Origin of the sequence: Halpernia humi, assembly GCF_900108025.1 — a bacterium.
Classification (GTDB): domain Bacteria; phylum Bacteroidota; class Bacteroidia; order Flavobacteriales; family Weeksellaceae; genus Halpernia; species Halpernia humi.
Window position 1 is genome coordinate 130543 of the sequence record NZ_FNUS01000003.1, and the last position, 13931, is coordinate 144473.

At 33.4% G+C, this 13931-nt stretch carries 13 protein-coding genes; 8 read left to right on the forward strand and 5 right to left on the reverse strand.

The genetic code is table 11. The features are described from left to right. The first annotated feature begins 49 nt into the window (after nt 1-49). Nucleotides 50-673, forward strand: coding sequence for a hypothetical protein (locus C4S29_RS07605; protein WP_103913550.1), 624 nt, complete (start codon nt 50-52; stop codon nt 671-673). Nucleotides 674-748: 75 nt separating this feature from the next. After that, entirely contained in the window at nt 749-2773 is a 2025-nt protein-coding gene (locus C4S29_RS07610; RefSeq protein WP_103913551.1) for a hypothetical protein, read from the forward strand. 14 nt (nt 2774-2787) lie between these two features. Here C4S29_RS07610 and C4S29_RS14985 read toward each other — a convergent pair whose 3' ends face one another. Beyond that, entirely contained in the window at nt 2788-2928 is a 141-nt protein-coding gene (locus C4S29_RS14985) for a hypothetical protein (protein WP_146063280.1), read from the reverse strand. A gap of 216 nt (nt 2929-3144) precedes the next feature. Here C4S29_RS14985 and C4S29_RS07620 point away from each other — a divergent pair, with 216 nt between their 5' ends. The 6 genes from C4S29_RS07620 (at nt 3145) to msrB (ending at nt 9592) form a co-directional block, all read left to right on the forward strand. Next, a complete protein-coding gene (locus tag C4S29_RS07620; RefSeq protein WP_103913725.1) occupies nt 3145-4494 on the forward strand; it encodes a TolC family protein in 1350 nt (449 codons plus the stop codon). Further along, nucleotides 4495-5088 carry a SprT-like domain-containing protein gene (locus C4S29_RS07625; protein ID WP_103913552.1) on the forward strand — a complete coding sequence of 198 codons (594 nt, stop codon included), beginning with the start codon at nt 4495-4497 and terminating at the stop codon, nt 5086-5088. Continuing rightward, the gene (locus tag C4S29_RS07630; RefSeq protein ID WP_103913553.1) at nt 5088-6170 is read left to right on the forward strand and encodes a mannose-1-phosphate guanylyltransferase; all 1083 of its coding nucleotides are present in this window, start codon (nt 5088-5090) and stop codon (nt 6168-6170) included. Before C4S29_RS07625 ends, C4S29_RS07630 begins: the two co-directional genes overlap by 1 nt. Before the next feature lie 467 nt (nt 6171-6637). Then, nucleotides 6638-8170 carry a YifB family Mg chelatase-like AAA ATPase gene (locus tag C4S29_RS07635; RefSeq protein ID WP_103913554.1) on the forward strand — a complete coding sequence of 511 codons (1533 nt, stop codon included), beginning with the start codon at nt 6638-6640 and terminating at the stop codon, nt 8168-8170. A 129-nt stretch (nt 8171-8299) separates the two neighbouring features. After that, the gene (locus C4S29_RS07640) at nt 8300-8908 is read left to right on the forward strand and encodes an alpha-ketoglutarate-dependent dioxygenase AlkB family protein (RefSeq protein ID WP_103913555.1); all 609 of its coding nucleotides are present in this window, start codon (nt 8300-8302) and stop codon (nt 8906-8908) included. A 147-nt stretch (nt 8909-9055) separates the two neighbouring features. Further along, nucleotides 9056-9592, forward strand: coding sequence for a peptide-methionine (R)-S-oxide reductase MsrB (gene msrB, locus C4S29_RS07645; RefSeq protein WP_103913556.1), 537 nt, complete (start codon nt 9056-9058; stop codon nt 9590-9592). An 84-nt stretch (nt 9593-9676) separates the two neighbouring features. On the opposite strand, the gene C4S29_RS07650 is transcribed toward msrB, so the two are convergent. The 4 genes from C4S29_RS07650 to ftsH all read right to left on the reverse strand — a co-directional run bounded on the left by C4S29_RS07650 (nt 9677) and on the right by ftsH (nt 13913). After that, entirely contained in the window at nt 9677-10327 is a 651-nt protein-coding gene (locus C4S29_RS07650) for a phosphatidylserine decarboxylase family protein (protein WP_103913557.1), read from the reverse strand. A 22-nt stretch (nt 10328-10349) separates the two neighbouring features. Then, complete coding sequence (locus C4S29_RS07655) at nt 10350-11231, reverse strand: phosphatidate cytidylyltransferase (protein WP_103913558.1); 882 nt, start codon at nt 11229-11231, stop codon at nt 10350-10352. 35 nt (nt 11232-11266) lie between these two features. Further along, nucleotides 11267-11848: an LUD domain-containing protein gene (locus C4S29_RS07660; protein WP_146063281.1), complete on the reverse strand. Its 582-nt coding sequence runs from the start codon at nt 11846-11848 to the stop codon at nt 11267-11269. Between the two features lie 85 nt (nt 11849-11933). After that, the gene (ftsH, locus tag C4S29_RS07665; protein ID WP_394338664.1) at nt 11934-13913 is read right to left on the reverse strand and encodes an ATP-dependent zinc metalloprotease FtsH; all 1980 of its coding nucleotides are present in this window, start codon (nt 13911-13913) and stop codon (nt 11934-11936) included. Nucleotides 13914-13931 lie beyond the last annotated feature (18 nt).

The following is a 13931-nucleotide window of genomic DNA, read 5'->3' on the forward strand; positions in this document are numbered from 1 at the left end:
AACTAATAATGTAAATTAATTATTTTATTTAAATGTCTAAAACAAAAATATGCCAATAACAGATTTTCATGGGGATACATTTGTAGCATTTACTGACATTTCAGGTTTTAAAGAACTAATGAAAAATGATGCTATTGCACTAGAAGCACTAAAACATTTTTATCAAACTGGTTTTAACGTTTTAAGAGATGTAGAAAATGTTGAAGGTTTTTTTGTTTCTGATTGTGGTATTTTATTTTCACGAGGCGGCGATGTAGAAACAAAACTAGCAAATATTTTAGACGCCATATCTAAAATTAATAGAAAAATGATTGAAAAAGATTACATGTTGACGACATCAATTTCTTATGGACACTTTGATTATAGAGGTAAAATTGAATTTCAAGGAATAGAAAAAAATCCGATTTATGGCGGCGCTTATGTTCAATCATTTTTAGATAATGAAACAGGTAAACCAAAAATTCAGCCAGGTCAATGCAGATTATTAAAGAAAAACTTACCAGAAGTAGTCATAGAAAACATACCACTTTTGGTAGAAAAGGCGAATGATAAACAGCATTTATACTATTATTGGAATTTAGAAGATCCTGATCAAATTGAAAACTTCGAAAGTCGCTATCGAGATAGTTATTCGTTAAAATATACTGGAATGCTTACTGCTCTTAAATCTTAAATAAGTTAGAATTTATGTTAACCATTTATAAGACTTAAATATTTATGAGTTTTTTAAATAATCACACTTTAAAACATGATTGTACCCGTAGAAAATATCGTAGAAAATGTTGATTTAACAGCCGATGATGCTTTATTGCCAATGATGGAATGCATTGTGAATTCTATAATTAGTTTGCAGCAGTCAACTATTAATAATGATGATAAAGAAATTCAAATTAAAATTATTCGCGGCAGATCACCTCATCAACCAAATTTCGACAATGTAAATACAATAGACAGCATAATAATTACTGATAATGGAATCGGCTTCAACGAAAAAAATTATAAATCTTTTGAAACACCATTCTCAAAAATTAATAAACAATTCGGATGCAAAGGAATTGGTCGATTTACAGTTCTTGCCGCATTTGAAAGTTTAAAGATAAAAAGCACTTACTACGAAAAAGAAGAATGGCATTATAGAGAATTTGAATTTAATTCAGAAGATGAACTAAAACCCATAGACTTAAAAATTTCCGAGATCAAAACTAATAAAACTACGGTAGAATTAAGAAATTGTTTTAACGAAATTATAAAAGAAAAGTCAGCATTATCATTGCTTCAAATATCAGAAAAGATAATGGAACATTGCTTAATCTATTATTTAAATGATAATTTGCCAAGTATTGCTTTATATGATACTGATAATGAACAAGTAGAGTATATAAATGAATTGTTTAAAAAAGTCTCAAAAGAGAAAGAAAGAACTTTTTTTGTAAAGGACAAACAGTTCAAAATTTACATTACAAAAACGCTTAAAGAAGGAAACAGAAAAAACAACTATGTTTATTACTGTGCAAACTCTCGAGTTGTTGGTAATCCAAAAAATATAAAGAGTTTTAATACTTTATTCAACTATCCTATTTCTAAAAACGGAAATCTTTATTTTCTCAACGTTTATGTTGTTTCTGAATTTTTAAATAAAAAAGCGTTTAGTACAAGAAATGGATTTAATATTCCGAAAGAAAACGAAAATTCTCTATTTGACAATTCTAAACTAGTAACATTTCAAGATATTGAAAATAAGTTAACAGAAGTATTGGAAGATGAATATGATCAATTTGTAAAAGATGCTAAAATTAAAAGTCAGCAACAAATTGAAACTTACATTATTAATAATGCACCAAGATATCGAAGTTTCTTAAAAAATCCATCAATATTAAATTCGGTTCCGCCTAATCTTTCTGAAGATAAACTTGAAGAGCATCTTTACAAAATATCTTATTCGGCACGCAAAAAAGTCGAAAATCATATTGAAAAATTTATTAATGAAAAACAAATTAGCGAAGAATCTATTGAAAGGATTAAAGATGATATAAGAGAAAAAACCGCGTATGATATTGATAGTTTGGCCGACTACATGACAAGAAGAAAGGCAATAATTCAACTATTTGAAAAATTTTTAGACGCTGATGAAGAAGGCAAATATAAACTTGAGGAAGATGTCCATAATTTAATTTTTCCTATGGGTTTGACCAATAATGAAACTTCGTATGAAAATCATAATCTTTGGCTTTTAGACGAAAGATTTATAAATTATAAATTTATTGCATCTGACAAACCAATAACATCTTATTCGCAAAAGAGAAGCAGTAAAGAGGCAGATTTACTTCTTGTAGAAAATCCAGAAATGTTTGACAACCCTATCAGTTTTGGAAATAGAAGTTCTGGGGAAGTTAATTCAATGGTTATTTTCGAATTTAAACGACCAGGTGAAATTGCACATCAAAAAAACAAGGGTGATTATAGGTGGCAATTTTCAGATCTTGTTGAACCTTATTTTGATGAATTTCTCTACAAACAAGACAAAAAGAACTATAGAGGAAATCATATTGTTATAACTGAAAACACCCCAAAATTTGGGTTCATAGTTTTAGATGTGATTCCCCCGCTTCTTGCTAAGTATAATGAAGGAAAGGGCTGGAAAAAAACACCGTTTGGAACTTATTATAAAATTCAGTCGGAATTAAATATGCATATTGAAGTAATGACTTTTAGAAAATTACTTGACATCGCTCAAAACAGACATAGCACATTTTTCGATAAACTTTTTGGATAAAAAAATTTCAAAATCTACTTCACCAACCAATCCTTAAATTCCTTTACGCGATCACGGCTCACCGTAATTTCTAAATCCGGTTGAAATTCTAAATCAACATTGTAATAAGGCGATTTGTGCCTATTTTTAATGATATTAAAATTAATAATCACCATTCGGTTCCACTACAAAAATTGATTTGCATCTAAACTTGGTCTAAAAAAAGCATCTGGGAAAAACAAAGTCTTTCTTTAGATTCTTTGTAACATTTCTCTAAAAAAATCAACTTATTGCTCAAAACATTCTATGAAATCGCCACTATTAAGTTTGCAAAACAAACACTTAAAAAGTTAGCGATTGCGTTTGGCCATTTAAAATATAAAAATCTTCAAATGAAAAAATTCATTTTATTTTCTCTTCTATTTTCTTCTGCGTTTGCCTTTGCGCAAAAGCAATGGACTTTGCAAGAGTGCGTGAATTATGCTCTGCAAAATAATCTACAAATTTTATCTAGTGATTATTCTAAAAACGGCCAGAATCTAAATTTAAAAATTGCAAAACGCAATTATTTGCCATCCGTTTCTGGTAACATCAGCAATAATGCTAATTTTGGGCAAAGCCAAGATGTGTTCGGGAATATCAGAAGAAATGATAACTTTAATAATAGTATAAATGTTGGCGCCAATATTTTGCTTTACAACAACGGAAGATTAGAAAAACAAATCCGGAAAAGTGAATTTGACGTTCAAGCCAGCCAATTTGATGTAGAAACTATAAAAAATGATATTTCCTTGCAAATTGCTCAGCAATATCTATCAGTTCTTTTAAACAAAGAAATTGTGAAAATCGCACAAAGCGCTTTAGACAACGCGCAAAAAGTGTATGATCGCGCAAAAATAACCACAGATGTTGGCACAACCGCAAAAACCGTTTTAGCAGAAGCAGATGCGGCACTTTCAAGAGAAAAACAAAACGTAAATACTGCAAAAATTAATACCAACAGAAGTCTATTTGCACTAGCGCAACTTCTGCAATTGCCAGATTATAAAAATTTTGACGTTGTAGATGTTCCTGTTGCTGACCAATTAGACGCACCACTTTATTCTGCAGAAAATATTGTAGAAAAAGCAACAACAGAGCAACCGGAAATTAAAGCAGCAGAAAGTAGAATTTCTTCTGCAAAAGCGCAAACAGAAGTAACTAAAACTGCTTTTTGGCCCACGATTTCTGCAACCGCAGGGATTGGTAGTTTTTATTATAACTCCCTGGTAACAAATACAATAGGCGTTGATACCAGTGGAAACGCCATTAAAGAAAACAGTATTTTTAAACAATATAAAGATAATTTTGGGCAACAATTAGGGCTTAGCGCAAACATTCCTATTTTTAATAAAGGCATTACCAAATTGCAAGTAGAGCAATCTAAAATAAATGAAGATATTGCAAAAAACAATTTAGAACAGCAAAAACAAACTGTAAAACAAAACGTGCAAAAAGCACAGTTTGATGCAGAAAGCAACTACGCAAGTTATCTTGCTGCATTAGAAGCGCAAAAAAGCAGCGCGTTGGCATTAGATTTTGCAGAGAAAAGCTATAATGCTGGCAAAACCACAATTTATGATTTAAGCAACGCTAGAAATAATTATGCAAACGCACAAGGCTCTGTTGCACAAGCAAAATATAATTATCTTTTCAGTCTAAAATTATTAAATTTCTACGCAGGAATTCCTTTAAGTTTATAAATGTCGATCCAAATTCTGCAAAAATATTTGCCAGAACTGGCATTTCCTTATCTTAAAAAGTGGTTTTCTGCGCATAAAATTCACATTCACGTATCTCGCAATCGCAATAGTAAACTTGGCGATTACCAACGTTTGAAAGATGGTTCGCACAAAATTTCCGTTAATCACAATTTAGATCCGCAACTTTTCTTCTTTGTTCTAACGCACGAATTAGCGCATCTTATTGCTTTCGATAAAGACCGAAGAATTGCGCCACACGGCAAAGAATGGAAACTCACGTTTAGAGAAATGTTACTAGAAAGTTTAGAGGTTTACACAGAAGAATTAAAACCACATATTTTGCAATTTTCAAAGTCACCAAAGGCCAATTTTATGGCAAGCGGACCAATTGTGAAATTTTTTCATATAAACAATTTGTCTGAAAATGAAGTGTTTATAGAAGAATTACTTGTAGAAGATTCTTTTTTGTATCACAAACAAATTTATATTATTCGGCAGAAACTCAAAAAGAATTACCTTTGCGAAAATCTAGATACTGGCAAAAAATACATCTTTAAAGCACTTGCCAAAGTCGAAAAAATTGTAAAAAGCTAATGGAAAATAAATACCAATATTGTGTGATAATGGCAGGTGGAATCGGAAGCCGCTTTTGGCCAATGAGCACCCAAAAAAACCCAAAACAATTTCAAGATATTCTCGGAACAGGTAGAACGATGATTCAACAAACCTTTGATAGAATAAATAAACTTATCCCCGCTGAAAATATTTTCGTAATTACCAATACAGAATATATTTCCATTTCCCACCAGCAATTGCCTGAAATCCCGATAGAAAATATTGTGGGCGAACCAGTCATGAAAAACACCGCAGCCTGCAATCTTTATATGTTGAATAAAATCGGGGCAATAAACCCAGATGCAAATATCATAATTCTTCCTGCAGACCATTTAATTTTGAAAGAAGATGTGTTTATAGACAAAGTAAAACAAGCATTTGAAATAACAGAAAAAAATAATTATTTAGTAACATTAGGTATCAAACCAACGCGGCCAGATACAGGTTACGGCTATATCCAATTTATGGATAAAAAAAATGAATCTTATTTTAAAGTAAAAACTTTCACCGAAAAACCAGATTTAGAAATTGCAAAAACATTTATAGAATCGGGCGATTTTCTTTGGAATGCCGGTATTTTTGTTTGGAATGTAAAAACAATTAGGAAAGCATTTGAAGAATTTTTACCAGAAATGTCTCAGCAATTTTCAGAATGCGAATATAATAACGATCGTGAAAACGAATGTATCGAGCAAATTTATCCTAAAGTAAATAAAATTTCTATCGATAACGGAATTTTAGAACACGCAAAAAACGTTTATGTAATTCCCGCAGATTTAGGCTGGAGCGATCTTGGAACGTGGACTTCCGTTTATGAAAACGCCACAAAAGACGAAAATGAAAACGCTTTTAAGTCTAAACACATTTTAACCTACAATTCAACAGGAACTATTATTAAATTAAAAAATAATAACAAAGCTGCGATTATTGATGGTTTAAAAAATTATATCGTCATTGATACCGAAAAAGCGCTTTTAATTTGCCCAAAAGAAAATGATCAACTTATAAAAGACTACGTTTTGGAGTTGAAAAACTTTAAAAAAGGCGAAAAATTCATGTAATTTTTTAGAAATACTTGTTTAATCGCAAAGGCGCGAGTTTTTAAAATTTTTCTAAATATTTAAGGCGCTAGGTAAATATTGGAAATTTAAAAAATGCGTTTGAATAACGTTTTGTGTTTTGGAAATTCAGAATTAAACACGAAGGACACAAAAGTTTTTTCACAAAAAGCATAGAGGAAAGCATTGAATATGTGATTTTTTAAAAATACTTTGTTTAACCGCAAAGGCGCGATTTTTTAAAATTTTTCTAAATATTTAAGGCGCAAGGTAAATATTGGAAATTTAAAAAATGCGTTTGAATAACGTTTTCCACAATGTTAAACTTTGTAATTTTTGTATAGGTTCATTTTCCGACTTTGCGTGAAATAATATGAAATTATGCGAAATGTTTATTTTAATTTCACAATCTCTTCTTTTTCCCTAAAAACCAAAAATTTTTACCTAAATTTATTTTTTAATTAAAACAAATGCTGGTAAAAATTTTCGGTAGCGCCATCCACGGCGTTTCTGCGCAAACCATTACAATAGAAGTGAATGTAGACCAAGGCGTTGGCTATCATTTAGTTGGCTTGCCAGATAACGCCATTAAAGAAAGTAGTTTTAGAATTTCTGCGGCCTTAAAAAATGTCGGCTTTAAACTTCCAGGAAAAAAAATCACCATCAACATGGCACCCGCAGATTTGCGAAAAGAAGGTTCTGCGTATGATTTAAGCATTGCCATTGGCATTCTTGCCGCTTCAGAACAAATAAAAGCAGAAAATCTGGACAACTATATCATTATGGGCGAACTCTCTCTGGATGGTGGTTTGCAACCTTTAAAAGGCATTTTACCTATTGCCATAAAAGCCCGTGAAGAAGGTTTTAAAGGCATTATTTTGCCCAAACAAAATACCAAAGAAGCCGCAATTGTAAACAGTTTAGAAGTTTATGGCGTAGAAAATATTAAAGAAGTTATTGATTTTTTTAATGAAGGAATTCCGTTGGAACGCACAGAAATAGACACTCGAAAAGAATTTCAAGATAAAATAAATTTCTTCCCTTTTGATTTTTCTGAAGTTAAAGGACAAGAAAATGCAAAACGCGCAATGGAAGTTGCCGCAGCAGGCGGTCATAACATCATCATCATCGGGCCGCCCGGAAGTGGGAAAACCATGCTTGCGAAAAGAGTCCCAAGTATTTTGCCGCCTTTAACTTTAAAAGAAGCCTTAGAAACCACAAAAATTCACTCCGTTGCTGGGAAAATGGGCACGAATACAAGTTTGCTTACAGTGAGGCCATTTCGTGCGCCACACCACACCATTTCAGATGTAGCATTAGTTGGCGGCGGCAGTTATCCACAGCCAGGAGAAATTTCTTTGGCGCACAACGGCGTTTTATTTTTAGATGAAATGCCAGAATTTAAAAGAACAGTTTTGGAAGTGATGCGCCAACCTTTAGAAGATAGAGAAGTTACGATTTCGCGTGCAAGATTTTCCGTCAATTATCCTGCGAGTTTCATGTTGGTGGCTTCTATGAACCCCAGTCCGAGCGGTTATTTTCCAGATGATCCCAATAATACGTCATCCGTCATGGAAATGCAACGTTATATGAATAAACTTTCTGGGCCACTTTTAGACCGAATAGACATTCACATTGAAGTGCAAAAAGTAGAATTTGACCAACTCACAGATAAGCGAAAAGGCGAAAATAGTTTGCAGATTCGGGAGCGCGTTTTAAAAGCGCGTGAAGCACAAACAGAGCGCTATAAAGACTTGGAAATCAACTACAACGCACAAATGGGACCTAAAGAAATAGAGAAATATTGTGAGCTAGATGAAGTGTCTCAAAATCTAATAAAGGTGGCGATGGAAAAACTTGGACTTTCTGCGCGTGCGTACGACAGAATTTTAAAAGTTTCTAGAACAATTGCAGATTTAGAACAAAGTGAAAAAGTGAAATCATCGCATATTGGTGAAGCCATTCAATACAGAAGTTTGGATCGAGAATTTTGGAATGCTTAATATTTGGGCAGCATTTCCGCCCTCCATTCCCGCTTTTTTACTCGTCGTTCCTCCTCATAAAAAGAGCTCCATTCAGGTCGGGCTGCAAAGCGTGCTAAAAACAACAAAAATTTATAACAATAAACTTTAATGGAATTATTTCAGGAAGACTTTTCCGCAGAAAAAAATTATTTGCCCTATGATGGAACGGTAAATTATTACGGTAAAATACTCTCAGAACAAGAATCAGAAAAATTCTATTTAAAATTATTTAATGAAATTGAGTGGAAAAATGATGAAGCCATCATTTTTGGAAAACTCATTTACACCAAAAGAAAAGTCGCTTGGTACGCCAATGAAAATTTTGAATACACCTACTCTAACCGAACAAAAAAAGCTTTAAAATTTACCGAAGATTTGCTTTATTTAAAAAATTTAGTAGAAGAGAAAACTGGAGAAACCTACAATTCTTGCTTGCTAAATCTTTATCATTCTGGCGAAGAAGGAATGGCATACCACAGCGATGGCGAAAAAGATTTAAAAGAAAATGGTGCCATTGCATCTTTGAGTTTTGGTGCAAAACGAAAGTTTTCGTTTAAGCATAAAACGGGCAAAGAACGTGTAGATTTTATTTTAGAAACCGGGAGTTTACTCGTCATGAAAGGCGAAACCCAAAAACATTGGCTTCACAGATTGCCACCAACAAAATTGGTAAAATCGCCGCGGATCAATTTAACTTTTCGAAGCATTGAAGAATGACAATTTAGAAAGCATTTCGTTAAAAATAAAATCTGTTCTTTATATTTTAAAATTACAAATTCGCAAAATAAATCTTTAACCTTGTTTTTTTCGTAAATAATAATAGGTTTTTTATTTAAAAGAATCTTTAATATTAAAATCAAAATTATGTTAAAAAAGATAAATACCATTCTCATAATTACAATTACACTTTTTTCAATAAGTTGCAGCCAAGCACAAACCGAAAAAAAAGAGACAAATAAAACGCAATTGACGGAAAAGAATGACTATCCGATGAAATTGAGCGAGGCGGAATGGAAAAAAAGGCTTACACCAGACCAGTACAAAGTTCTACGAGAAAAAGGCACTGAAATACCGTTTAGCGGGAAATATGATCATTTTTATAAAAAAGGAACTTACTATTCTGCGGCTTCTTTGCAGCCTGTTTTCAGTTCTGATGCAAAATTTGACTCTGGGACTGGATGGCCAAGTTTTTATCAACCCATTAATAACAGCGCGGTAAAATTGATAAAAGATTCAAGCGAAGGAATGGTTAGAACTGAGGTGGTAGATAGCAAAAGCGGCTCTCATTTGGGGCACGTGTTTGATGATGGCCCGAAACCAACCGGCAAAAGATTTTGCATGAATTCTTTAGCGCTCATATTTGTACCAGAAGGCGGAAAAGCACCAACTAAATCGCATTAAATTTTTCATTAAAGCAGATTTAATTTAAAATACTCTACTTTTAGACTTAAGGCTAAATTTAGGGTGTTTTTTATGTTTTCCTTTCTAAACCAACTTGGCAATCACATCTATTCCGCCTTTGGTTTTATCGCCAATTTTACAAATAATTTCGGTATCTAATGGAAGAAAAACATCCATTCGGGATCCGAATTTGATGAAGCCAAATTCGTGTCCTGCTTTTGCATCGTCGCCCTCGTTACAATTCATTACGATTCTTCGCGCCACATAACCTGCAATTTGTCTAAAAACAACTTTGTGATGTATTAAACTTTCTACCGCCACTGTTGTTCTTTCGTTATCTGTAGAAGATTTTTCGTGCCATGCTACCAAATATTTGCCCTGATGGTACTTTTTATAAATCACTTGTCCCGACACGGGATATCTGCAAATATGGACATTTAAAGGCGACATAAATATGGAAACTTGAATGCATTTTTCTTTTAAAAATTCGTCTTCAAAAACTTCCTTTATCATCACTACTTTGCCATCAACAGGCGCAATCACGTTTTCTTTATGATCGATAATTGCACGATTAGGAACACGGAAAAACCAAAACACCAAGCCCAAAATAATTAATAGCGGAATGAGCACCAAGAGCGACCATATTTTAAGATAATGAACCGAGATAAGGCCTATGATAATTATCGCAATAATGGCGACCGAAATGGTTCCTTTAGATTCTTTGTGAAGTTTCATTATAAAGAAATGAGATATTTTTTTAAATTAATTTTTCTAATACAAAATAGAGGTATATAACTGGTACACAGATAATAAAACTATCTAGCCTATCTAAAACACCACCGTGCCCGGGGATAAGGTTTCCACTGTCTTTCACACCAAAACTCCTTTTGAGTTGGCTTTCTACCAAATCGCCAAGTGGCGCAAATATAGAAACTAAAAAGCCAACTACCATCCAATTTCCGCGCAAATCTGGGTAATATTTTTCAATAAAAAAGCCTAAAACTAGGGTTAAAACAACGCCACCAGCAAATCCTTCCCAAGTTTTTTTGGGGCTAATTTTTGGTGCCATTTTATGTTTTCCAAATAATCTACCTGTGAAATAGGCAAAAGAATCGCTACTCCAGATTAAGACAAAAAGGAAAAAAACTTCTAATGTAAATATTTTGTCTGGGTTAAAATCAGAATATGAAGGTAAAGCCAAAGCAAAACTGAAAGGTAAGGCCAAATAAACGACGGAAAATATTAATTTTCCATTATCAAAATAAAGTTCTTTAGTAAATCTGAATAAAGTAACAACGGCGATCACAATTAAGGATAAACCTAAAAATTCTGAAATATTACTTTGAATTTGAAAATAAAACCCGTGGTAAAAATATTTGACGGAAAACCTGTAATATACGAGTAATGCGATAGGGATAACGGCAAATTTCTCCCAAGAATTCCCAAATTTCATCATCTTGATGCATTCCCATAATCCTGCGAGAAGAAAGAAAGTCATTAAACCAAAAAAAAGATAATATTCTTTTATAAACGGAAAAATTTCTCCCAACCAAAGTTCACCTAAAGGCGTTGTACAAAGGATGATGACGAAACCATAGACCGCTCCGGAAATTAATCTCTGTACTAAATTTTTATCCAAAGTGTTTTATTTAATATAATTTGTAGAAAACGGTATTAATCTTCCAGCAAAAGTAAGAAAAGTTTGGTATTGTCTTTATTGTCTCCACCCAATTTAGACTGATTTCCACTTATGGAAGTTAGATTCTTTAATGTTCCGCGGCGTTTCACTTTCATCATTGCGTCGGTCAGGTTAGACACAATTTGCGAAACGGTTGCCATAATAATTATTTTATTTGGAAGGCGAGAAGAATGCGTGTGCAAAATATTGTTGTGAGAAAGCATTATCCTACCATCAAACGCTATAAGATATTCGCAGGTGATAAATGCTGCATCGTTCACCACGTCTAACTCTTCGGTGTAAGAAACGTTGATGACATCCAAAAAATTTTCTAAATCTTCGTCCCAGCAGAAAACATTTTTTATCTCTTCTATTTTTACAATTTGGTTGAGGGTCTGCAAGGCTTCCGCTTCATCTGAACAATAATTGAAAAAACCTCCAGAATGCGTAAACAATTGCGCAAACTTATAGTCTAGATCAGCATTTTTAAGTTGATCCCCCAATTTTACCACATTAGCAACATCGTCGGATGTAGCTTGGTTTAATATTTTATTTACAATTTTTTTAAATATGCTCAAGGCTATTCTTTATCTCTAATTTATACAAAAATAGGAAATAATTACTATTTCCTATATTTTTTTGAAGATATTATTATTTTAAAAATTATACCGTTGTACTTTCATCGTTTAAAACATTACCAGCAGTAGCGGGATTATCTATATCAGACATTGGTGTTTCAGATAATTCTGGATCCCAAGCGCGTTTGCCAAACACTTCTTCAAGATCTTCACGGAAAATGACTTCTTTTTCTAAAAGTTTTGTCGCTAAAGCATTCAATTTATCTCTGTTTTCAGATAAAATTTGCACCGCTCTTTGATACTGAAATTCTATAATTTTAGAAATTTCTTCATCTATCATTTTAGCAGTACTTTCGGAGTAAGGCTTACCGAAACTGTATTCAGATTGGCCAGAACTATCATAATAAGAAATATTTCCTACTTTATCATTTAATCCATAGATAGTTACCATTGCTTGTGCTTGTTTTGTAACGCGTTCCAAATCAGATAAAGCACCAGTTGAAATGTTCCCAAAAGTTACTTGCTCGGCGGCTCTTCCGCCTAAAGTGGCACAAAGTTCATCATTCATTTGTTCAGTAGTGGTCAACTGTCTTTCTTCTGGCAAATACCAAGCGGCTCCTAAAGATCGGCCTCTCGGCACAATTGTAACTTTCAACAATGGTGCTGCGTGCTCTACCAGCCAACTAATTGTAGCGTGGCCTGCTTCGTGAAACGCAACTCTTTTTTTCTCTGATGGTTTTATAACCTTATTTTTCTTTTCTAAACCTCCAATAATTCTATCTACAGCATCTAAAAAATCTTGCTTATTTACAGTTTCATGGTTGTTTCTGGCTGCAATTAGAGCTGCCTCATTACAAACATTTGCAATATCTGCGCCGCTAAAACCTGGTGTTTGTTTTGCCAAAAATTCACGATCAACCGTTTCATCCACTTTTATTTTTTTCAAATGGACTTCAAAAATTTCCTTTCTTTCGTGAAGCTCGGGTAAATCTACGTAAATACTTCTATCAAATCTTCCAGCGCGCATTAAGGCTTTATCTAAAATATCTGCTCTATTTGTGGCTGCCATTAAAATCACATTGGTATCGGTACCAAAACCATCCATTTCTGTTAATAATTGGTTTAAGGTGTTTTCGCGTTCATCATTGCCGCCTGTAAATTGTCCTTTTCCTCGCGCTCTACCGATGGCATCAATTTCATCTATGAAAATGATGGCTGGTGATTTTGCTTTTGCTTGCGCAAATAAATCTCGCACTCTTGATGCGCCAACGCCCACAAACATTTCTACAAAATCAGAACCTGAAAGTGAGAAAAACGGCACTTTTGCTTCGCCAGCAACGGCTTTTGCTAATAAGGTTTTACCAGTTCCTGGAGGGCCAACTAGCAATACGCCTTTCGGAATTTTTCCTCCAAGTTTGGTGTATTTTTCAGAGTTTTTCAAGAAATCTACTACTTCTTGCACTTCTTCTTTTGCACCTTCTAAACCGGCAACATCATTGAAGTTGATCTGTACTTTATCTTTTTCATCAAATAATTTGGCTTTAGACTTCCCGATGCTGAAAATTTGTCCACCAGGTCCGCCACCGCTTCCCATTTTTCTAAATAGCACATAATAAAACAAAACCATAATCCCAATCCAAAACAAGGCTGTAAAAAGCAAACTTGTAAGTGGGTTTTCGGCTACACCAAAATCCATTTTAGTTTCGATTTTAGGATTATCCGCTTTTATTTTATTAAATCTTTCTTGGAAATAACGCAAATCTCCATAAGTTAAGGTATAATCTGGTTGTGGTTTTAGATTAAATAAAGACAAAGGGCTTTCTGCAGGTTGGTCTTTTTTAACCAACTCATTTTTCCCCGCTTGCGTAAGGAAAACATCTGCTTTAAAATTATCCCGATACACCATTACATCTTGCACTTTACCCTGCTCAACTAAAGTGTAAAATTGCTGCTCATCTAAAGGTTTTGATGTTTCGCCACCAAAAAAATTTGAGCCGAAAATAAGTAGCATCACAACTATGGCGATGGGAAAAAACCAATTAAAACCTTTATTGTTGTTGTTCATTTTTTTATCCATACGAAA